The 19,283-nt window shown below is 35.8% G+C and carries 23 protein-coding genes and 1 other RNA gene; 10 read left to right on the forward strand and 14 right to left on the reverse strand.

Annotation, left to right across the window (positions count from 1 at the left end):
• Positions 1-80 precede the first annotated feature (80 nt).
• Positions 81-326, forward strand: a complete 246-nt coding sequence (locus CKK03_RS10580) for an HPr family phosphocarrier protein (RefSeq protein WP_099362543.1) — start codon at positions 81-83, stop codon at positions 324-326.
• Positions 327-387: 61 nt separating this feature from the next.
• Here CKK03_RS10580 and CKK03_RS10585 read toward each other — a convergent pair whose 3' ends face one another.
• Positions 388-1,056, reverse strand: a complete 669-nt coding sequence (locus CKK03_RS10585) for an HAD family hydrolase (protein ID WP_099362544.1) — start codon at positions 1,054-1,056, stop codon at positions 388-390.
• A 187-nt stretch (positions 1,057-1,243) separates the two neighbouring features.
• Here CKK03_RS10585 and CKK03_RS10590 point away from each other — a divergent pair, with 187 nt between their 5' ends.
• Together CKK03_RS10590 and CKK03_RS10595 are read left to right on the forward strand one after the other, a co-directional pair.
• Positions 1,244-1,684: a disulfide oxidoreductase gene (locus CKK03_RS10590; protein WP_099362545.1), complete on the forward strand. Its 441-nt coding sequence runs from the start codon at positions 1,244-1,246 to the stop codon at positions 1,682-1,684.
• A gap of 3 nt (positions 1,685-1,687) precedes the next feature.
• Positions 1,688-2,167 carry a thioredoxin family protein gene (locus CKK03_RS10595; RefSeq protein ID WP_099362546.1) on the forward strand — a complete coding sequence of 160 codons (480 nt, stop codon included), beginning with the start codon at positions 1,688-1,690 and terminating at the stop codon, positions 2,165-2,167.
• 65 nt (positions 2,168-2,232) lie between these two features.
• Here CKK03_RS10595 and CKK03_RS10600 read toward each other — a convergent pair whose 3' ends face one another.
• Entirely contained in the window at positions 2,233-2,634 is a 402-nt protein-coding gene (locus CKK03_RS10600; protein ID WP_142354016.1) for a DUF5365 family protein, read from the reverse strand.
• 180 nt (positions 2,635-2,814) lie between these two features.
• On the opposite strand from CKK03_RS10600, the gene CKK03_RS10605 reads away from it, so the two are divergent.
• From CKK03_RS10605 to CKK03_RS10615, 3 genes are all read left to right on the forward strand, one after another.
• Positions 2,815-3,714 (forward strand): RluA family pseudouridine synthase, encoded by a 900-nt coding sequence (locus tag CKK03_RS10605; RefSeq protein WP_099362548.1) that lies wholly within the window; start codon positions 2,815-2,817, stop codon positions 3,712-3,714.
• Positions 3,715-3,818: 104 nt separating this feature from the next.
• A complete protein-coding gene (locus CKK03_RS10610; protein ID WP_099362549.1) occupies positions 3,819-4,691 on the forward strand; it encodes a sulfite exporter TauE/SafE family protein in 873 nt (290 codons plus the stop codon).
• A 154-nt stretch (positions 4,692-4,845) separates the two neighbouring features.
• Positions 4,846-4,944, forward strand: a complete 99-nt coding sequence (locus CKK03_RS10615) for a YjcZ family sporulation protein (protein WP_099362550.1) — start codon at positions 4,846-4,848, stop codon at positions 4,942-4,944.
• A gap of 87 nt (positions 4,945-5,031) precedes the next feature.
• Here CKK03_RS10615 and CKK03_RS10620 read toward each other — a convergent pair whose 3' ends face one another.
• Positions 5,032-5,961, reverse strand: coding sequence for an alpha/beta hydrolase (locus CKK03_RS10620; RefSeq protein WP_099362551.1), 930 nt, complete (start codon positions 5,959-5,961; stop codon positions 5,032-5,034).
• Positions 5,962-6,079: 118 nt separating this feature from the next.
• Between CKK03_RS10620 and ssrS the strand changes: the two genes are divergently transcribed.
• Positions 6,080-6,264, forward strand: a non-coding RNA gene (gene ssrS / locus CKK03_RS10625) — 6S RNA.
• A gap of 133 nt (positions 6,265-6,397) precedes the next feature.
• Positions 6,398-6,838, forward strand: a complete 441-nt coding sequence (locus CKK03_RS10630; RefSeq protein WP_180271222.1) for an OsmC family protein — start codon at positions 6,398-6,400, stop codon at positions 6,836-6,838.
• Between the two features lie 343 nt (positions 6,839-7,181).
• On the opposite strand, the gene CKK03_RS10635 is transcribed toward CKK03_RS10630, so the two are convergent.
• From CKK03_RS10635 to proC, 3 genes are all read right to left on the reverse strand, one after another.
• Positions 7,182-8,099, reverse strand: a complete 918-nt coding sequence (locus CKK03_RS10635; protein ID WP_099362553.1) for a ketopantoate reductase family protein — start codon at positions 8,097-8,099, stop codon at positions 7,182-7,184.
• An 82-nt stretch (positions 8,100-8,181) separates the two neighbouring features.
• Positions 8,182-9,105, reverse strand: coding sequence for a VanW family protein (locus CKK03_RS10640; protein WP_180271223.1), 924 nt, complete (start codon positions 9,103-9,105; stop codon positions 8,182-8,184).
• A gap of 409 nt (positions 9,106-9,514) precedes the next feature.
• The gene (gene proC, locus CKK03_RS10645; protein ID WP_099362555.1) at positions 9,515-10,324 is read right to left on the reverse strand and encodes a pyrroline-5-carboxylate reductase; all 810 of its coding nucleotides are present in this window, start codon (positions 10,322-10,324) and stop codon (positions 9,515-9,517) included.
• A 116-nt stretch (positions 10,325-10,440) separates the two neighbouring features.
• On the opposite strand from proC, the gene CKK03_RS24130 reads away from it, so the two are divergent.
• On the forward strand, positions 10,441-10,575 hold the full coding sequence (locus CKK03_RS24130; protein WP_281254489.1) for a hypothetical protein: 135 nt from the start codon (positions 10,441-10,443) through the stop codon (positions 10,573-10,575).
• 31 nt (positions 10,576-10,606) lie between these two features.
• Here CKK03_RS24130 and CKK03_RS10650 read toward each other — a convergent pair whose 3' ends face one another.
• From CKK03_RS10650 to speD, 8 genes are all read right to left on the reverse strand, one after another.
• Positions 10,607-11,164, reverse strand: coding sequence for a DNA-3-methyladenine glycosylase I (locus CKK03_RS10650; protein ID WP_099362556.1), 558 nt, complete (start codon positions 11,162-11,164; stop codon positions 10,607-10,609).
• 96 nt (positions 11,165-11,260) lie between these two features.
• Positions 11,261-11,404, reverse strand: coding sequence for a hypothetical protein (locus tag CKK03_RS23685; RefSeq protein WP_165918292.1), 144 nt, complete (start codon positions 11,402-11,404; stop codon positions 11,261-11,263).
• A 109-nt stretch (positions 11,405-11,513) separates the two neighbouring features.
• The gene (gene helD, locus CKK03_RS10655; RefSeq protein WP_099362557.1) at positions 11,514-13,838 is read right to left on the reverse strand and encodes an RNA polymerase recycling motor HelD; all 2,325 of its coding nucleotides are present in this window, start codon (positions 13,836-13,838) and stop codon (positions 11,514-11,516) included.
• A gap of 183 nt (positions 13,839-14,021) precedes the next feature.
• Positions 14,022-14,966 (reverse strand): SDR family NAD(P)-dependent oxidoreductase, encoded by a 945-nt coding sequence (locus CKK03_RS10660; RefSeq protein WP_099362558.1) that lies wholly within the window; start codon positions 14,964-14,966, stop codon positions 14,022-14,024.
• 246 nt (positions 14,967-15,212) lie between these two features.
• A complete protein-coding gene (locus CKK03_RS10665) occupies positions 15,213-15,794 on the reverse strand; it encodes a TetR/AcrR family transcriptional regulator (RefSeq protein WP_099362559.1) in 582 nt (193 codons plus the stop codon).
• Positions 15,795-15,934: 140 nt separating this feature from the next.
• Positions 15,935-16,642 carry a TerC family protein gene (locus tag CKK03_RS10670; RefSeq protein ID WP_099362560.1) on the reverse strand — a complete coding sequence of 236 codons (708 nt, stop codon included), beginning with the start codon at positions 16,640-16,642 and terminating at the stop codon, positions 15,935-15,937.
• A gap of 73 nt (positions 16,643-16,715) precedes the next feature.
• Positions 16,716-16,853, reverse strand: a complete 138-nt coding sequence (locus tag CKK03_RS10675; protein WP_099353293.1) for an FbpB family small basic protein — start codon at positions 16,851-16,853, stop codon at positions 16,716-16,718.
• A 256-nt stretch (positions 16,854-17,109) separates the two neighbouring features.
• A complete protein-coding gene (gene speD, locus CKK03_RS10680) occupies positions 17,110-17,919 on the reverse strand; it encodes an adenosylmethionine decarboxylase (protein WP_099362622.1) in 810 nt (269 codons plus the stop codon).
• 427 nt (positions 17,920-18,346) lie between these two features.
• On the opposite strand from speD, the gene CKK03_RS10685 reads away from it, so the two are divergent.
• Positions 18,347-19,225, forward strand: coding sequence for an AraC family transcriptional regulator (locus CKK03_RS10685; protein ID WP_099362561.1), 879 nt, complete (start codon positions 18,347-18,349; stop codon positions 19,223-19,225).
• Positions 19,226-19,283: the final 58 nt, after the last annotated feature.

Genomic DNA, 19,283 nt, shown 5'->3' on the forward strand with positions numbered 1-19,283 from the left:
TTTAGGTCTAAAATTATTTTCTCAGAATAAATGTAGTAATGGTCAATTTTAAAATTACCTCTTGTAAGGAGTGGAATGATTTGATTGAAAAAGAAGTTACAGTTACGATCAAGGAAGGTCTACACGCTAAGCCAGCCGGGGAATTAGTTCAGAATCTCAGTAGGTTTACAAGTGATGTTGAATTTCAGTTTAAAAATAGATCATACAATGCCAAAAGTATTTTAGGGTTAATGGGGGCAGGTATTCGTGAAGGACAGATCATTACTGTTAAAGTTGATGGTCCAGATGAAGAGGAAGCATTAGAGTGGCTTGAAAATTTTATTTAGTCTCTATTTGAATAAAAACCACGATTGATATTGGGCTGATATTAATCGTGGTTTTTATATTTTAATTTTGAGTAATTCTGTCTATTTTTTTAATTAGTTCATTTAATTGAATCGCTGCCATCGACTCTAAGCGATGATCAACCTCACAGAATTCTAAATCCTTTGTTACTTGATTCGGCACTACGACACAGTACATTCCAGCTCGTTTAGCTGCAAGTGCACCATTTGCAGAGTCTTCAAAGACAAGACATTCCTCTGGTGACACACCTAAGCATTTAGCTGCCTCTAAATATAGGGTCGGATCGGGTTTTACCTTTTCAACATCATCAGAAGTACGGATGCATTCAAAATAATCGAATAAGCAAAGATTCTTTAAATGATTTGATACCCATTCGTAAGTAGAGCTTGAGGCCAAACCGATTTTCAAACCGGCTTTCTTTGCGGCTGCAAGGTACTCCTCAACTCCTGGTAATGGACCTTCATTCTTCATTCGTTCATTGAATCGGTCTCTTCGTATCTTGGTTAATTCCTCGTGGTCAACTTTCTTTCCAATTTGCTCTTCTAAATAGGAAAGAGCATTGAATCCTGCTTGCGTTCCAATCACCTTGCCCCACACCGACATTGGAAGTTCGGAGCCATGCTCTTGAAAGATTTCATTTAACACATTATATTCATTGGTTTCTGTATCATAAATTAAGCCATCAAAATCAAAAATAACTGCCTTTATCACTTCACCATCTCCTGTCTATCTAATCCACCTACTATTATAAAGAATTAATAGGCAATGTCCATGTTCTCTCTGTCGACTTTGTCACAAATTGTCCACAAATATATCTTCACTTCAAGATTTTACATTTTACAATCGCCTATAGTGATACTATAATTTTGAGTATACTTATGTGGAATGAGGGAGACAATTGAACTCTAAATCAAATGAAAAGGTACTGGAAACGTATTTATTTATTGCATTTGCTGCAGCATTAATTTCTACGCTTGGTAGCCTTTATTTTTCAGAAATACAGAAATTCGTACCATGTGAACTATGCTGGTACCAGCGTATCTTCATGTATCCTCTCGTAATCATTTTAGGAATCGCTATTATTAAAAAGAACTATTCCATTGCACTTTATACCTTTATCCTGTCTTTAATCGGTGGTTCTATTTCAATCTACCATTATCTTGTGCAAAAGATCCCTGCAGTTGGTGAGAACTCACTCGCATGTGGTGTTGTACCATGTACAGGCCAATACATTAACTGGTTTGGTTTTGTAACAATTCCTTTTTTAGCATTAATAGGCTTTACAATTATTGCAATAACTAGTTTTATAACACTAAAAAGATTGAAAGAAGGGAAATAAACCTTGAAAAAAGTTATTATTTTTACAGTTATTATTGTTGCTATTTTCGGAGCACTAGCTTTTGTAACAACTACTCAAAACAAACAACAATCGGAAGGTAATCCTTATGGGAAGGATAAGCTAGATCCTGCGACTGTTAAACAGCTTAATGATCCAAACTACGGAAATCAAATTTTACCTGACGAATTAGAAACAAAATTAGAAAATGGTGAAACCATGACTGTTTACTTTTACAGTCCCACATGTCCACATTGTCAGGAAACAACTCCGGTCATCGTTCCAATGGTCGATGAAATGGGACTTGATTTAAAGAAATACAATCTTCTTGAATTTGAGGAAGGTTGGAATAAATATGGAATCGAGTATACACCTACATTAATTCACTTTGAAAATGGTGAAGAAGTTTCGCGTCTCGTTGGGTACCATCCAGATCATAATGAATTTAAAACTTTCTTCGAAGGCGCAATGGCAACTTCAAAATAAAAGCAAATCCCTGCTCTGTGAGCAGGGATTTTTTCATCTGTAAAGGCTAATATTACCTTTATGTATTAAGCTAGATATTGATTGGCTGGCTTTGAATATTTACTTAATACGTCCGAATTATTCACACATTGAAACTCTTCGATGGTGAACGGAAACAAATAACCATAATCATTTAAGATTTGCACATTCTTTGCAAAGATTTCCCCGTGATATTCTTGATAGCCTTCTTCTCGAATTGTTTCCAAAACAGCAATAATTGCTTGAAGGCTTGACATGACTTTAAAAGCCTTATCCAAAGTTCGGTTATAGTAGACGTCTTCCTCTTTTGGTGCTAACACATTCCACTTTTCGAGTTTTGTAATATACTCATCTTCAAAGTAGGTTGGAAAGATTGAAGAATACATATAATCGACTAGCTCCGTAATATGATTTTCCTGCTCAGGAGTTGATGCTACTACAATTTTCAATGTAAAACCCACCCTTATATCTCCATAGTATCCATAGTAATAAGACTAGAATAACATAGGATTCTTTGTTTTTGGTACGGTAAGTCTTTCCTCCATACCCACCTTTCTCTTTCATTCATTACCTGGATTGGATATACTTTTAAAAGACATAAATTCAGAGAAAATCTAAAGGATGATTGTATGTTAACAAAACGATTTGGAGAATGGTTTGAGGTTACTGTTCCGAGTAGTTGGGAAGGTATCACCATTGAAGACGTTCTTAAGACTGAATGGACAATACCGAAGCAAATGCTTCATCAATTACGTATGGAAAAAGGGACAAAGCTTAATGGGGAAACCAAGAATTTAAACACTCCTCTTAAACAGAATGATAAACTTCAAGTTCACCTTTTCCCTGAAGAGGAATTTGGAGTGATACCAGAATATGTAGCTGAGTTACAAATTTTATATGAAGATGATCATCTCCTAATTGCAAATAAACCACCAGGAATGGATACACATCCAAATGAGGAAGATCAACTTGGCACACTCGCTAACGCAATTGCCTACCATTTTCAAGCGAACGGTGTGCACACAAAAGTTCGTCATATTCATCGCCTAGACCGTGACACAACGGGCGCTGTTATTTTTGCGAAACATAAATTAGCTTCATCCATTTTAGACCGGAGATTGGAAAAACGTGAAATTAAGCGGACCTATGTCGCGTTAGTGCATGGAATTATCAAACAGAAAAAAGGGACAATAGATGCTTCGATTGGTCGGGATCGACATCATCCAACCCGTAGAAGAGTATCTCCGACAGGACAAAAGGCGATCACAAAATTTAACGTGATTCAAACACTAGTCAATAAAAAAATGACATTGGTGGAACTTGAACTGTTAACAGGTCGTACTCATCAAATACGCGTTCATATGAGCCATCTAGGGTACCCACTTGTGGGAGATACTTTATATGGTGGACAACCAATAGTTCCAAGACAAGCACTACACGCAGCCAGAATTAGCTTACAGCACCCTCTTACAAACGAGAAAATTATGTGTGAGGCACCTTTTTTGGATAACTCGTTTATTTTTTCATAGTTCATTCATCTAAATCCTCAGGTATTGGGTCTTGTACACATGCGGGAATTACTTTTTTCCTGTATAATATTGGACACAAAGTGAATAAGGAAAGGGGTTTGCCTTTGCAGGACTTACTTATTTACCTGATATTAGGTCTTTGTGTTGGAGTAATGTCGGGCTTTTTTGGTATCGGCGGTGGATTTATTCTTACCCCAACATTAATTCTAATGGGATTTTCTCCGGTTATAGCAATCGCTACAAGCCTATTATACACAGTTGCGACATCACTTTCTGGTGTTGTTGCACATTTTCGCCTAAACAATATTAAATGGGAAACATCCATTGTGATTGGGATAAGTGGAATTATTGCCACTCAGCTTGCGCACCCGTTCGTTATATTACTAGGAAAGTATCAGCTGGAAAATACTGTAATTCCATTGATGTATATTGCACTAATTTTATATTTTTCAATTTCAATACTTGTGAGTAACTCGTCAAGTAAAGAAAAAGCCATTAGTAAAACCAAATTTTCATATATGAAGATTGTGTTAATCGGCTTATTCGCAGGTTTTATTTCTACCGTATTAGGTGTAGGCGGAGGGTTTATAATTGTTCCTTTATTGATTGGAGTTCTCGCCTTTCAACCAAAGTATGCGGTGGGTACAAGCTTATTAAGTGTATTAATGATTGTAATAGCAGGTTTTACCACATATGCATCTACAGTTGAACTTGATTTCGGTGTTATCGGGAGTCTTATCGTTGGCGCACTAATTGGTGGTCAGCTTGGTGCCAGAGTTTCAAATGTGTATGAGGATAAACAGGTTCGCCACTTCTTAGCTGGTTTGTATATTGCTACCGGGGTAAGCTTAGTATTAAAGTTGTTTAATATGGACCTTCTTGGATTACTTATACTATTTTCCTACTGCCTCTATATGCTTTTACATTTCTTACTTCATACTCTTAAGGTACGAGTTAAGGAAAAAGAGGTTAGTTAAAACAACATCCCTATTATCGAGAGGATGTTGATTTATTTTTTAGATGCACAAAAAATAGGTTAGAACCTTTTTTTTGATTTCTCCATGTATGTCCATTTCATATTTGCTGTCTTTCCATAGGATATAGTATCTCTCAAAGAAGGAGGTGCTATATATGAGTTACGATGGAGGCCGAAACAACAACAACTTTGTGTTAATCGTAGTTCTATTCATTCTATTAGTCATTGTAGGAGCTTCATTTATGAGCTACTAATCGATAGGTTTTATGCGTATCCACCACGTATCCTATCCTATCTCCTCATTAAGGTGTTTCAAAGGCTAATGCCTTTGAAACACTTTTTTATATATACTTTTCTAGCCAGTTGATGACATCCGTAAACACTTCTTCTTTATTTAATTCATTTAGGATTTCATGCCTACTATCTTCATAGAGTTTCACGGTCACATCCTCGATGCCTAATTTTATATACATATCTGCAGCTTGGAGAATGCCCTTTGAAAAATTCCCAACCGGATCTTTATCACCTGCCAAAAAGTACATCGGTAAGTCTTTAGGAATTTTACGATTCGCACTATGTTTATTTACTTTCGCTACTCCACTAACTAGGTCATAAAAAAAGCCTGCTGTGAAAATTCCTCCACATAGAGGATCTTCAATATACTTATCCACTTCACTATCATCTCTTGTTAACCAATCAAACTCGGTTCTAGCAGGTGTAAATGCTTTATTATAACTACCGAACGTAAGCTTGTTCATTAGGGAGCTACTCGTTCTCTTTCCTTTTCGCTTCATTTCAAATTTTGAGATGCCAATTCCTACCTGCCCAATAAGTCCAGGATTGCCACCTGTACCCGATAGAATGACTCCTGCTAATTGGTCACCATGCGTTTGTATGTATCTCCGAGATAAGAATGAGCCCATACTATGTCCGAATAAAAAAATGGGTTTGTTCGGATAATCCTTTTTTATGATATTTGTTAGCTGAAGCATGTCTTCAACCACAAGATCAAACCCATTTTCCTCTGCAAAAAACCCCACCTGATTTGCATTTTTTCCCGTTTTTCCATGGCCCCGATGGTCGTTTCCGTAGACGACATATCCTTCCTGTATTAACGCTTTGGCAAATAAATCATAACGTTCAATATGCTCAGCCATCCCATGAGCAATTTGGATAATTCCTTTTGGTATTATATTACTTTCATTTTCCCACTTTTTGTAAAATATTGTGAAACCATCATTCGTTAAAAATGTAAAATCCGTACAGCCCATCTATATAGCCTCCTTTTATCTCTATTATATGAAATGAATTAGGGAAATAGATATAGATTTGGTAACAACCACCTATTTTCATTTAGTAGAGGGTTCGGTAAAATTAAGACATAAACAACAGATGCTGTAATGTTAGTTGCCTAGTATTGTTTTAACCGAATACTAAATTTTTGGGAGTTTAAGAGACTAACCCGCAACACCATGCCATCTCCTTAAGTGGAAGGTGAAGCAGGTTATGCAAACACCCACCTGTCAAGAGTGCAGGTTGAGAAACAATATGGGGACGGCAATTGTGGCATTCCCTTTGTGATGAAAGCTGATTTTCGTTTAATGCGGAATCAGCTTTTTGTTTCTCTTATATATCTCTTTCTTGTTTCCATTTTTTGTGCATATAATAGTAGTAGTATGTGAGAAACATGACGAGGGGATGAAAAAAATGAGTCTATTTACAGTGAAGGGTACTTGGAATGGGGATAGAAACGGGGAAGGAACCATTACCACAGATGGACTTCATACGGTGGTTTCTGCACCAAAACAACTTGACGGCCCCGGTAAAGGGGCAAATCCTGAAGAATTATTAGTAGCAGCAGCTACAAATTGTTATATGCTTACTCTTGCTGCTATCTTGTCTAATCGAGATGTTGAATATACTCATCTCGATGTTGAAACGGAAGGGACAGTTGGAAAGATTGGTAAGCGCTTAATCTTTGAAAAGATTGTTCATAAATTAGTTATTTATGTGAAGCAAGCTGACGAAGAATTAAAAGAAAAATTAATTCAACTTGCACATCGTGCAGAGACAGCCTGCTTTATTTCACAAACGCTTAAAGGAAATGTTGAAGTAACTGTTGAACCTGTTGTTAAAGTTGTTGATTAGTTGTTTCGTTACACCCCTTGTAAGGGATGCTGCCAATTGGTGGCAAACCCAAACAGGGGTGTTTATGTCTGAAATAATGTAGTGGCAGTATTTTTTAGATAGTGTTAGTAAGTTAAGATTAGTGACAGTATTTGAGAATAGCGGCAGTAAATCAAGATTAGTGGCAGTATTTTGAGAATAGCGGCAGTAAATCAAGATTAGTGGCAGTATTTTAAGATTAGTGACAGTAAATCAAGATTAGTGACAGTATTTTGAGAATAGCGGCAGTAAATCAAGATTAGTGGCAGTAATGCATCAAACAATAGAAAAAGGCAGTGCGCTCACACTACCTTCCCCATTTCAATTACCCTCTTTGTGCTTGATAAACCTTTAAGTTTGAATAGATGATCTCTAATAATGGCGTATCGATTCCTTTTTCCTGGGCAATTTTATATAAATAACCTTGTAATTGATCAGCCTCTACATCAAAGCCTTTTTCCATATCACGCTGCATCGATGATTTCATATCATAGCTCAATAAATTGGTTGTTTTTAAATGCTTTTCCTCTATGTCCTGATCAATAGGTGCACCAATTGCCCTCATCACAGAACCGATTTCTTTGTACAGGTTTAGAATAAGCTTTTGACCATTCTGCTCTTCTCGAATTGGGCCAATCGCTGATCTCATTAACGCTGTAATTCCTGAAAAACCAGTGATAAACATATATTTATGCCACATCTCTCGATCAATATTATCGCTTGATTGAATCGTTGTTTTCGTTCCTGACATGATATCCGCCAAACTTTCAATACGATTCGTTCTTTCTCCTGAAAACTCCCCGAATAAAGCACGATGGCTTGGGCTTGTCTGAATGATTTTCCCCTCGGAATCCAATGTTGATTCTATGAAGCATAAACCACCAATTACATTTTGTGGGTTAAACTTGGATTTAATGACATCCACATGACTGTAACCATTCAAGAGCGGCAGGATCATTGTATCCTTGCCCACATATGGCTCAATACTTTCTAAGGCACCTTCAAGGTGATATTGTTTTGTTGAAAGAATGATAACATCAAAAGCACCTGCTTCATCACCCGTTTTAATTGTTTTTGGTTGAAGTGTCACATTTCCATGGATGCTCTCAATTTGAAGCCCATTTTTTTGGATTTGTTTTTGTCTATTTTCACGGACTAGGAAAGTAATGTCTTCCCCTTTTTCTAGTAGGCGTCCCCCAAAGTAGCCACCAATTGCCCCAGCTCCTACAACTAGTATTCTCAAAATCTTGCAACCCCTTTCATACTGATACTACAATATTATAACAAAAAAAGACCAGATAAGTACTGATCTCTTAGACTCTCAATTAGTTAGATACATAATTTGCTGCGGAACGAACTTCGATTTGAAGTGAACCGCCTTTTACTGACGATTTCAATACTACTGGATATGGACGATTATTTGAAAACTTAAAGTCTAAATACGGATAAGCAACTGTCGCGTCACTCCCAATTGGAACATAACCGACTGGTTTTGAGTGGTGATGGACCTCAATCATTTCAAGTCCCGCCTTTGCAACAGCATTATAAAGAGTACTAGAAGTTTGACATACCCCTCCCCCATATCCCGGAACAAATTCCTTGTTCACAATTACGGTCGCAAGCGCATAGCCGTTTTCTTTTGATGCATTTCCAACAACTGTATTAAAATAAAAACGGTCCCCTGGTCCCAACACTGTATCATTAATTTGATCTGCAGATTTTTTGATATTAAAGCTTCTTCCTTCTACAGAAGCGTCAAAATACGTTGTGAAGCTTCCAAGCACAACTTCATTAATACCTTGAACTTGATCTTGTGTAACGTTTGGATTTGTTTCTTCAATCGGAAGTACAACCTGCTTATTAAAAACCGAATTATCTAGTAATCTAGTGACAAGCTCATCTTCCTTTAAAATCATTTGGCTTTGACCTTGTTGCAATTCTCCAGAAGTACTAAGTTTTGCAGGTATCATTGGTCGATCAATCGTTGATGCCAAATCACTTGCTATTTGAATGGCTTTTGCTTTTAATTCTTCTTCATTTTGAAATTCATCCATGTTCAGAACTTCAATGATACTGTTATCTCGAGGATCGATTATAGAAACTTCACGTACATCAACGCCTTGCTTTGTCTCAATTACTTCAACAGGCGCTACCTGATGAAGATCTACTGTCACTGGTTCTTTTTCGATGAGACTGCACCCACTCATCAATAATACACCTAATAATAATGGCAAAGTTGTTTTCTTCAAATTACTCTCTCCCATAGTTTAATGGTCTTGCTTTTTTGTGGACAATGTTACAAATATTAAAAATGGTTAACAAAAGAACTTACATTGGAATCTTATTAATGAAAAATGAATATATTCCAATTTACTGTAAGTATTTAAATTCCTTCTCGTATTAGGGATATAGACTGAGATGTTTGATAAATGAAAGTGAATGTTGTGGAAAGAATAGTAGTTTAGCAGTAGAAGAAGATAACCTTTTTCACCTCATTAGACGTTGGATAGCTTGTATTTGTTACAAACTTTTGAAATATTTGTCATATTTTTATTATACGTTCTTTCTAAAGAACAAATCAACTAAAAAAACTGCAATCAGAGTCATTTGATTGCAGTTTTTTCTTTTAAAAGAGAACCACAAGAATAGTCCTAGCTTTTATTGTTGTGATAGTCCCTTTGATTTTTGAGTGCAACTTTCCATCGCTGCGATTATAGCCGCACGAAAGCCCTGTTCTTCAAGGGTTGCAATGGCTTGAATTGTTGAGCCACCCGGTGTGCATACATCATCTTTTAGTTCGCCAGGGTGTTTTTCAGTTTCCAATACCATTTTTGCTGCGCCAAGTAAAGCTTGGGATGCAAGTTTGTACGCTTGTTTTCTAGGAATTCCTTGCATAACCGCTCCATCTGCTAAAGCTTCGATAAACACATAAGCATAGGCTGGCGATGAACCACTTACTGCGGGAATGGCATCCATAAGCCGTTCTTCGATAACCTCAGTCTTTCCAAAACCTTCAAATAGTTGGACGATTTCAGATAAATCTTCAGTCGTCACATATGAGTTTACGCAAAGCGCACTCATTCCTTCTCCAACTAATGAAGGTGTATTTGGCATGGAGCGAACTGTCTTTATAGGTTTTTCAAATTGTTTTTCGATAAAGTCAAGCGTTATCCCAGCAGCAATTGTAATGATAATCGCTTCTTCTTTTACAACCTCTTTAACCTCATTGATAACCTCAGCATATAAATCTGGTTTTACAGCTAGAAATAAATAGTCAGCATGTGCAGCTACTTCTATATTTTTAAGGGAAGTTCCGACTCCGTATGTTTTCTCTACGAATTGTAATGTTTCTTCAGTTCTTGCACTCACAATAATTTGTTGTGGGGTAGCCACTTCAGAAGTGATGATCCCTTGAATCATCGCTTGAGCCATTTTTCCACATCCAATAAACCCAATTTGTTTGTCCATGTTGTACCTCCTCTACTTACTCCATTATAGAGAAGTTCTACGAATAAAAAAACTTAGATGACCAGTGCATATAAATGGAAAGGGCGGATAAGCTAATCCAAAAAGAGGTGAAAAAGATGTATCGATTTGAAAGACTTCTTGATACCGTCTTTGGGTATACAGGCTGGCACGACCTTACAAATACAATGATTCACAGTGAACAAGAACTCGGGTCTTTATATGAAGACGAAGAAGATGATTCGGTCATGTAAAAAAAATGACTCCTTAAATGGGAGTCATTTCTTATGTACGCTTATAACAATGACAGCTTATTAGATGATCATTAACCATCCCTGTTGCTTGCATAAATGCGTAGCAAATGGTGGAACCAACGAATTTAAAACCACGCTTTTTTAAATCCTTGCTTAGTTTATCGCTAATTTCAGTAGTGGTTGGTACTTCACTTAAGGTTTTAAAATGATTTTCTATCGGTTTACCACCCACGAATGACCAGATGTATGTATGTAAGCTTCCGAATTCCTCTACGACTTTATGAAATGCTTTTGCATTTGTGACAACCGCATTTACTTTAAGACGATTTCGAACAATCCCTTCGTTTGATAATAATTCCTCAATTTTCTCGTTATCATATGTAACAATTTTTTCTGGATCAAAATCATCAAAAGCTTTACGGTAATTTTCTCGTTTTTTTAATATGGTGTACCAGCTAAGCCCAGCCTGCGCACCTTCTAAGTTTAGATATTCAAATAACAAACGGTCGTCGTAAACAGGTACACCCCATTCATGATCATGGTAATCTTTATATAGAGGGTCTTCATTCACCCACCCACATCTTTTCAAATACTCTCCCCACCTTCTATTTCATTTTATTAAGGATTATACCAGAAGAGTGGGAATAAAGGAGATTCCCCTTTATTCCTTTATTAACCTCCGTTTTTATTCTTTTATCCCTTCAAGCCACTCCTTGTAGCATTCCTTACATAATGTTTCTTCTCGTTCTCCTTCAACATTAACAAATGCAACATAATGAAATCTTTCGTTTTCAAAAGGATCTTGGCAATAAAAGCAATTAGTCGTCATTTTATAACCTCTTATGGAATAATCTTTTTCTTATTTTTATCTAACTGTCCGTTGTTTTTTCACGTTAATAATATCCAAAAAAAAAGAGTCAGCATCTGCCGACTCTTTGTTATACTTCTAAATATTTTTCATTATTAATCTCATCAAAGAAAAAGCTTCGTTGTCCAATTGAAAAAAGCTGCAATTCATGCATGGCCCTTGTGCAGGCAGTGTAAAAAAGCTTTCTTTCATATTCTCTTCCGTAAACGTCATTTGATGCGTTATAAATAATAACGGCGTCGAACTCGATTCCTTTTGCTAAATACGTCGGCAATATTAAAACACCTTTATCAAATTGGTACGTCTCTTGGCTCATTAAGCGGACCTGTATTTTATCTTGTAATGCCTGAAATGCTTCGTTACTTTCCACTGCAGTTTTACAAATGACCGCAATCGTTTCATGACCTTTGTCTTGAAGAGCTTTTATATGGTTTAAAATTTCTTTGTGGAGATTCGCCTTAGTATCCACTTCCTTAAGAATAGGAAGCGATCCTGAACGATTAAAGGCTTCGATTTCCTCTCCGCCAGCGACAATGCCTCTAGAAAACTCAACAATTTCTTTTGTAGAACGGTAGCTTTTTTTCAATTGTATAACTTCATATTTCTCTTCCTCATAAAGCTCTGGAGATAATAATGTTGGTGCATTCATGGAATGAGCGTATATCGCCTGATTGTAATCCCCAAGAATGGTCATCCGACAGCTTGGAAATAACTGCTTCAAATATTCAAATTGGAACGGAGAATAATCCTGGGCTTCATCAATGAATAAATGACGGATACCAGTGTTCGATTTTTTTCCCTCTATTAAGTCCTGTAAATATAAAAATGGAGTTGCATCCTCATAATTCAATTGGTTTTGTTGCAATTGTTTGATGGAGTACGAACAGATTTCGTTCCAATCCTCTGATAATTTTTGTTCATTCACATACGAAAATAATTGCTTATATAGTCCTTTTATATCTAGATATTCCAATTTTTTAATCGCAATCTTGATTGGTTTAAAATGCTTACGTACAATTTCCTTAGCAATTAATTTTTCCTCACGTTCATAATCATCAAAGGTATCCTCAGAAAACTCCTGCTTTTTCTGTAATTGTTTAAAGATTTCGAGATGATCTTCCTTCTCCATTAATTCAGCTTCTTGAAGAACCCAATCCTTTTTACGTTCTTTTCGTTCGAACTTAATAACTTCCTTCATTAGCCACTCTGTCACTTTGGTCAATCGATTCGGAATTGAAATGGTTGGATCTAATGTATAGAAGTATTCCTGAATCTTATTTTTCGAAATAATTTTTTTTCTGTTAAAAACAATATTTTTAAAAAGAAGTCCTTTTTCTCCAAGTTGTCTTACATAAGAATCGATTAATTCCATAAACCCAATGCTTGCTTTTAACGTTATTGCTTTAAGCCTCACATCATAATCAGGTTGATCCATCGCTGTTAATAAATATTCCATTTGGGAAAATGGATCCTCCACATCATATAGGGTGCCTAATCGATGCTCTACATACTCTTGGAATGTAGATTGCTGCATGTTATCTTCCCCAAGTTCAGGCAGAACAGTTGCAACATAGCTGTTGAAAAGAGGATTTGGTGAAAATAGCATGATGTTACTAGAGTTAAGCTGTTCACGATAACGATAAAGTAGGTAAGCAACCCGCTGTAATGCAGCTGACGTTTTCCCTGATCCAGCCACACCTTGAACAATTAAATAACGACTTTTTTCATTTCGGATGATTTTATTTTGCTCACGTTGAATAGTTGCAACGATACTTTTCATCTGTGTATTCGCATTATTACCGAGCACCTCTTGAAGCATTTCATCCCCAATTGTGACACCCGTATCAAACATACTTTTCATCATGCTATTTTTGATAATGAATTGACGTTTTAAAGTCATTTCCCCTTGAATTTTTTCAAATTGGGATTCATACTTTGCTGGGCCAGGATAATAATCATAGTACATACTTGAAATCGGTGCTCTCCAGTCAAATATTAAAAAATCCTCATCCTTTTTATCTAATAATGAAGCAATCCCAATGTAAATTTTCTCTTCTTTTGTTTCTCCATCTTCCAAAAAATCAAATCGGCCAAAATATGGTGAGTCTTTTAGTCTTTCAAGAACTTTGATTTGTTTATGAATCAGTCGATGGTTTCTTTCACGTTCACCTAATAGTTCGGACTGCTGTTTAATACTTTGAAATGTTTCAATGACGTCATCAGGTTCATCAAGATTGACAGTTACATCTTCCCAAAATGTTTTTCGAAGGTCGACAAGTTCACTTTTTGTGCCTCCTACCTTTGATTCAATGGCTGCTTTCTTACTATCGATGACCTCCAGTACATCTTCAAGTCTGTCTTGTTCCTGAATCCAGTCTGGATTATGTTTTTCCATGAACACCACTCCTCGTATAAGTGAACTTTGCGTCTCTACCCTGAAATTGATAATAGTTGACAAACAAAAAGTATTGTTATAAAATTATAATAGGGTAATTTGAACGCATTTATTTATATGTTGCAAAAAAAAGACAGAACAATGACATCATATCATGTCGTTCTGTCTTTTTCAATGTTTTTTTCAGTAATTACTGGGGTTACTCTTCATAAAATCTAAGGTTCTTCTAATTCCTTCTTCATATGGTGTTGCTGGTAAAATGCCGATTTCCTTCTCATATTTTGAACCATCTAATACCACCGGATCCTCTGTTAAATAAAGCATTTCTACAACTTCTCTCATTTGTTTATCAAAAATCCCTAAGAATTGAATCATTCTCTTTGATACAGTTGAAACAGACTTTGGATAATGTAAATGACTTCCTGCAATACTGATGATCTTTTCACCAGAGATAACTCCCGTAGCTGGAATATTCCAACTTTGCCCATATGCTTTATCGTGTATTGCTAGCTCAACAATTGCCTTTGCCCCATCAGGAGTATAGATATATTCCCTTGCATTTTGTTGATTTCCAACGAACATTGCCTTTTTATTTTTAACCATTTTATCGAATGTGTAGGTCAACATTGCATTTACTGCGTTAGGTCCATAAAAATCAGGAAAATGTGCGATAAGTACTGGCACATTTGCTTGAAATGCTAAATTACTAAGCTCCACCCTTATCTTCCCTTTTTTCGTATGAGGATTTTTTGGATGCTCTTCATTTACTTTACGACCAGTTCCGCGACCGTATGCATAAATATTATCAACTATCGCAAGCTTACTATTTGCTGATTCAGCAGCTTGAACGACATTTCTCATTAGAGTTGGCTGCTTTTCATACCATTCACTATACGGAATATTGATCGCATGAAAAATAACATCAATACCTTTCGCCGCATTTATCAGATCTTCCTCATTAAAAACATCCCCTGTAACGATTTGTACTTTTTTACTGTTTTTAAATAGCTTCTCCAATTTTTCTTTAGAACGAGCAAAAGCTATTACTTCAATTTCTCTTTCAAGTAACTCTTCAACAATCGCATATCCCATTCCACCTGATGCACCTAATACTAATGCCTTTTTCATCCTAACCCTCTCCCTTGCAATTTATTAACCAATGGTCAATAATGTTTAAAAAAATTTAAATTCATGGGAAAACTTAATCAAATACGCCAAGGCGTATTTGCGCCCGATTTTTTCGAGCCTGCTCGAAAATTTCCTTTGAAAAATCGTGGCATCCGCCGGAGGCTTAACTTTATTCACCGGTTTTGAAACCCAATGATAGTGTAAACTCATCCCCTATATAGCAATAGGGATTTCAGAGGAATAAAGTTAATCTCTCCCAGTTAAAATTGGTTTTAAGATAAATTCAACATGAGACTCCGCTAGTGTTTTCACATCATGATATGATTGATTGCTTCTACAATAATGCGTAACAAAACCATGAATCGATAAGAAAATAGACCAAATATCTTGAATGCTCGTTTTTTGGTTGCTTAAATTAGAAATGGCATTTGCAAACATTCCATAACTTTCGAGTGGTTCCTGTTTAATACAGCTTTTTACCTCTTCATCATTAATTAAAAACATTAATTCATATTGGCTTTTATTTGAAAGCCCAAATTCAATATACCCTAATAAAATTTTCTTCACTTTCTCTTCTGGTGGTAAGTTCTGATTCATGATTTGCTGTAAAACATCGTTAAGCATGTCAAAGTCCTGCACAACCATTGCATAAAATAAATCAGCTTTATTTTTAAAATGATAATAAATCGCACCATGGCTATATTTTAATTCATTTGCAATTTGACGCATTGAAACATGTTGGTAGCCTTTTTGTACAAATAATTCATGAGCAACATCCATTATTTTTTCTCGTGATAATTCCTCTTGTACTTGTTTTCTTGGTGACATTAGAAACAATTCTCCTTTATTAACCACTGTTCAATAATAAATATATTCCAGTTTCAACCAGATGTCAATCTGTTCCATGCACATTTTTATATAATTTCAATACAATATAAAAGCGGACCCTTTTACGAGTCCGCCTTCGATTATTCTGCTTTACTTAAAACTTGCTTTTCTTGCTGCTCTTCAGCTTCATTGGCAGCTTTTTTCTGTTTCATGTAACCAATCCCTACAACTGCAGCAACTATGATTAACTCAAAGCCATACTTCACAAATCCATTACTAAATATTGAGCTTAGGAATGGTTCTGCAACTATCATCTTTGATGCAGTCCAGGCTAATATAGCAGCACCAATTGTAATAATGATCGGGAAACGATCAATTAATTTAATAAATAATGTACTTCCCCAAACCATAATTGGAACTGAAATAATAAGTCCTAACACAACTAGTAAGAAGTTTCCGTGAGCAGCACCTGCAACCGCTAATACATTATCAAGACCCATTAGTGCGTCAGCAATGATAATCGTACGAATAGCTGCCCAGAAACTGCCAACAGCTTTTATTTCATGGCCTTTGTCATCTGTTAACAGATTATAAGCAATCCATACAAGAAGTACTCCACCCACTAGTCGTAGTCCTGGTACTTCAAGTAACCACACCACGGCTAAAGTGGCTGCAGCTCTTATGACAATCGCACCTACAGTTCCCCAAATAATTGCTTTTTTCTGTTGTTCTTTTGGTAAATTTCTTGCCGCTAAGCCAATAACAATGGCATTATCTCCCGCTAATACTAAATCAATCGCAATAATAATTAAGAGTGCGGAAAAAAACTCTGCGCTTAAGAATTCCATCAAAGATCTCCCTTCTATTTTTCTTTTATTCTATAAAATTAGGAAAAACAATATTGCCCTTCACTAGAATAAACTACTTGATTATTGCCATATGTTTATCATCTAGACGTTTTTCAATCTTTTCGAGTTCTTTTTTGTCTTTCAAAATCTCTTCTTTGTTCTTTTTTATTAAGTCCTCAATTGATACTGTTTCTATCTTTCTCTTAAGCATTCCTCTTCTCACCTCACTACTCTTTGTACTAAAAAACAAAAATGACCTTTACCTCATGAGGTAAAGGTCATAAATATAGACCTCTACCGTAATCTGGTAAAGGTCTTGCTAACAACGTTAGTTGCCAACAAAGCCGAGAGTGGCGACACTCTGAAATGACGACTTTGCTGTAAAAGCTACTCCCCTTTAGGAGAACACTATTCACAATATTTATTATATAATCAATATTACACATTGTTTATACTTTTGTCAACGATTATCTTATATTTTTTCCGTAAAAGATTTCATCCATTTCTGTAATTAACTTTTCAGCAATAACTAATTCCTCTTCGGATGTCAGTTTTTCTCTTGTATCACTAAAAAATAAATAGTGTTCCAGGTCAAATTCCTTCAATTTGCATTTCGTGTGAAAAATGTTTTCCTGATACACATTCACATCAATCATATGATACATTTCCTGAATATCTTCTGGTATATAGTTTTGTATCGAATTTATTTCATGATCTATAAATAGTTTATGTCCTGTTACATCTCTTGTGAATCCACGAACACGATAATCAATGGTCATCACATCGGTTTCGAACGATTGGATCATATAATTTAGTGCTTTTAGAGGGGATATTTCTCCACAGGTTGAAACATCGATGTCCGCCCGAAAAGTGCTAATTCCTTCATCTGGATGAGATTCCGGATAGGTATGAACCGTTATATGACTTTTGTCCATTTGTGCAACGACTGATCCTGGTATTGGACCAGGAGATTCTTCAAAGACATCTTTCGTTGGATCATTTACTGGTCCCTCTGATACTAAAATCGTGACACTAGCTCCTTGGGGAACGTAATCCTGTTTTGCGACATTCAAAATATTAGCCCCAATAATATCGGCAACATTACTTAGTATCTCGGTTAATCGATCTGCATTATAGACATCATCAATATATTCAATATACGCATCTCGTTCTTCTTGAGAACTTGTATAACAAATATCATACATATTAAAGCTTAGCGATTTCGTAAGATTATTGAAACCATGTAGGTCTAATATCTGGTTCGAACTCATCTCCATATGTTTCATATACTTCTCCCCCTTTTATTATTTTTTCCATATTTTTATATTGGTTGATTCGTGGAAATCTATGCACGTTAATGAGATTTTTCATTTTGCGCAAAAAAAATCCGGCTAAAAAGCCGGACACTGTAACGATATGATCATTTAAAAGGGGGGTATGAAAAAGCTTATCTTTTCCATGTCTTTATCTTACGTTGTAAATATGAACAAACTATGAATAAAGAATTAAGTTTCTATTAAATCTTCTTTTAGGTCTATAACATAGATAATCATTTAATTAGAACATACATAAATAGCAATATTTGCACACTTTTTAAGCAATTCATACACATTTTTGAGTATCCCTGCTATGGTACACTCATTTTTGAAACCGCTTTATTGTTGAACATATCAGCATTCTAGCTAAAAAGGCAGGTGTAGAAAAATGAGAGTTTATCATGATAAATTGTTTAGCAAAAAATTTAAGAGACCGAAGTTTACTATTCAACATAAAGCAGATCGGAAAACAGCTTCTAACTTCCACTCTCATTCAGGTTTTGAAATCGTGTGGCTCCAAAAGGGAGAAGCCACATACATTTTTGAAGAAAAAGTCTTTCGTTTAACAAAAGGACAAATTTTATTTTTTAAGAGTACTGATTTTCACAAAGTTAAATTACATGAAGGTGTGCCTTATGAACGAGTTGTTACTCTATTCTCTGAAGACTTTCTAAAGTTTAAACATCCGATTTTCGAGAAATTTAAAAGCTTTTTGGACAACCTCCCTTCCCCTCAATATGTATTGAATGTACAAGCCTGGAAGGAAGAACAGCTTCAGCAAATCGTTGATCATTTATTATTTGAGCAAGAGAATGAAGATCTCTGGGAAAAGGAGGCAGCACTAGAATTATACCTCCTCGAACTCTTACTATTCTTATGCAGAGAAATTCAGTCATCCTTTGCGCAGAATTCCCATTTAATTGTAAAGCGCGACTCTCGAAAAGTTGAAATGCTTGAACGTATCTTAAAAGAAATTAATGAAATCTGGAACACAGATTGGCGTCTTGATTCACTAGCTCAAACTTTACATCTAAATAAATATTACCTTTGCCATTTCTTTAAAAAAGAATTTGGTCTTACCATCCACGATTACATACTTCAAAGAAGAATTTACGAAGCGAAAAAACTACTTATTTTAACGAGTTCTCCTGTTAATCAGGTGTCCGAAAAAGTAGGTTTTTCCTCCCCTTCTAGTTTTATCAGAAGCTTCAAACAACAGGTCAGTATGACCCCAAAACAATATCGAACAAATGCCAATATCCTCTAACATTAGATTTGAGAATATGGGTGATTTAAGGAGGTGATTATTGCTCAAGCGTTGAGTT

It is taken from the genome of Fredinandcohnia onubensis (assembly GCF_002734215.1).
GTDB lineage: Bacteria > Bacillota > Bacilli > Bacillales > Bacillaceae_L > Ferdinandcohnia > Ferdinandcohnia onubensis.

Coding starts and splice junctions, on each gene's coding strand:
- CKK03_RS10605 (WP_099362548.1), top strand. CDS start 2,815: ATGTTAACAAAACGATTTGGAGAATGGTTTGAGGTTACTGTTCCGAGT.
- CKK03_RS10615 (WP_099362550.1), top strand. CDS start 4,846: ATGAGTTACGATGGAGGCCGAAACAACAACAACTTTGTGTTAATCGTA.
- CKK03_RS10620 (WP_099362551.1), bottom strand. CDS start 5,961: ATGGGCTGTACGGATTTTACATTTTTAACGAATGATGGTTTCACAATA.
- CKK03_RS10630 (WP_180271222.1), top strand. CDS start 6,398: ATGAGTCTATTTACAGTGAAGGGTACTTGGAATGGGGATAGAAACGGG.
- proC (WP_099362555.1), bottom strand. CDS start 10,324: ATGGACAAACAAATTGGGTTTATTGGATGTGGAAAAATGGCTCAAGCG.
- CKK03_RS24130 (WP_281254489.1), top strand. CDS start 10,441: ATGTATCGATTTGAAAGACTTCTTGATACCGTCTTTGGGTATACAGGC.
- CKK03_RS23685 (WP_165918292.1), bottom strand. CDS start 11,404: ATGACGACTAATTGCTTTTATTGCCAAGATCCTTTTGAAAACGAAAGA.
- helD (WP_099362557.1), bottom strand. CDS start 13,838: ATGGAAAAACATAATCCAGACTGGATTCAGGAACAAGACAGACTTGAA.
- CKK03_RS10660 (WP_099362558.1), bottom strand. CDS start 14,966: ATGAAAAAGGCATTAGTATTAGGTGCATCAGGTGGAATGGGATATGCG.
- CKK03_RS10665 (WP_099362559.1), bottom strand. CDS start 15,794: ATGTCACCAAGAAAACAAGTACAAGAGGAATTATCACGAGAAAAAATA.
- CKK03_RS10670 (WP_099362560.1), bottom strand. CDS start 16,642: ATGGAATTCTTAAGCGCAGAGTTTTTTTCCGCACTCTTAATTATTATT.
- CKK03_RS10675 (WP_099353293.1), bottom strand. CDS start 16,853: ATGCTTAAGAGAAAGATAGAAACAGTATCAATTGAGGACTTAATAAAA.
- speD (WP_099362622.1), bottom strand. CDS start 17,919: ATGGAGATGAGTTCGAACCAGATATTAGACCTACATGGTTTCAATAAT.
- CKK03_RS10685 (WP_099362561.1), top strand. CDS start 18,347: ATGAGAGTTTATCATGATAAATTGTTTAGCAAAAAATTTAAGAGACCG.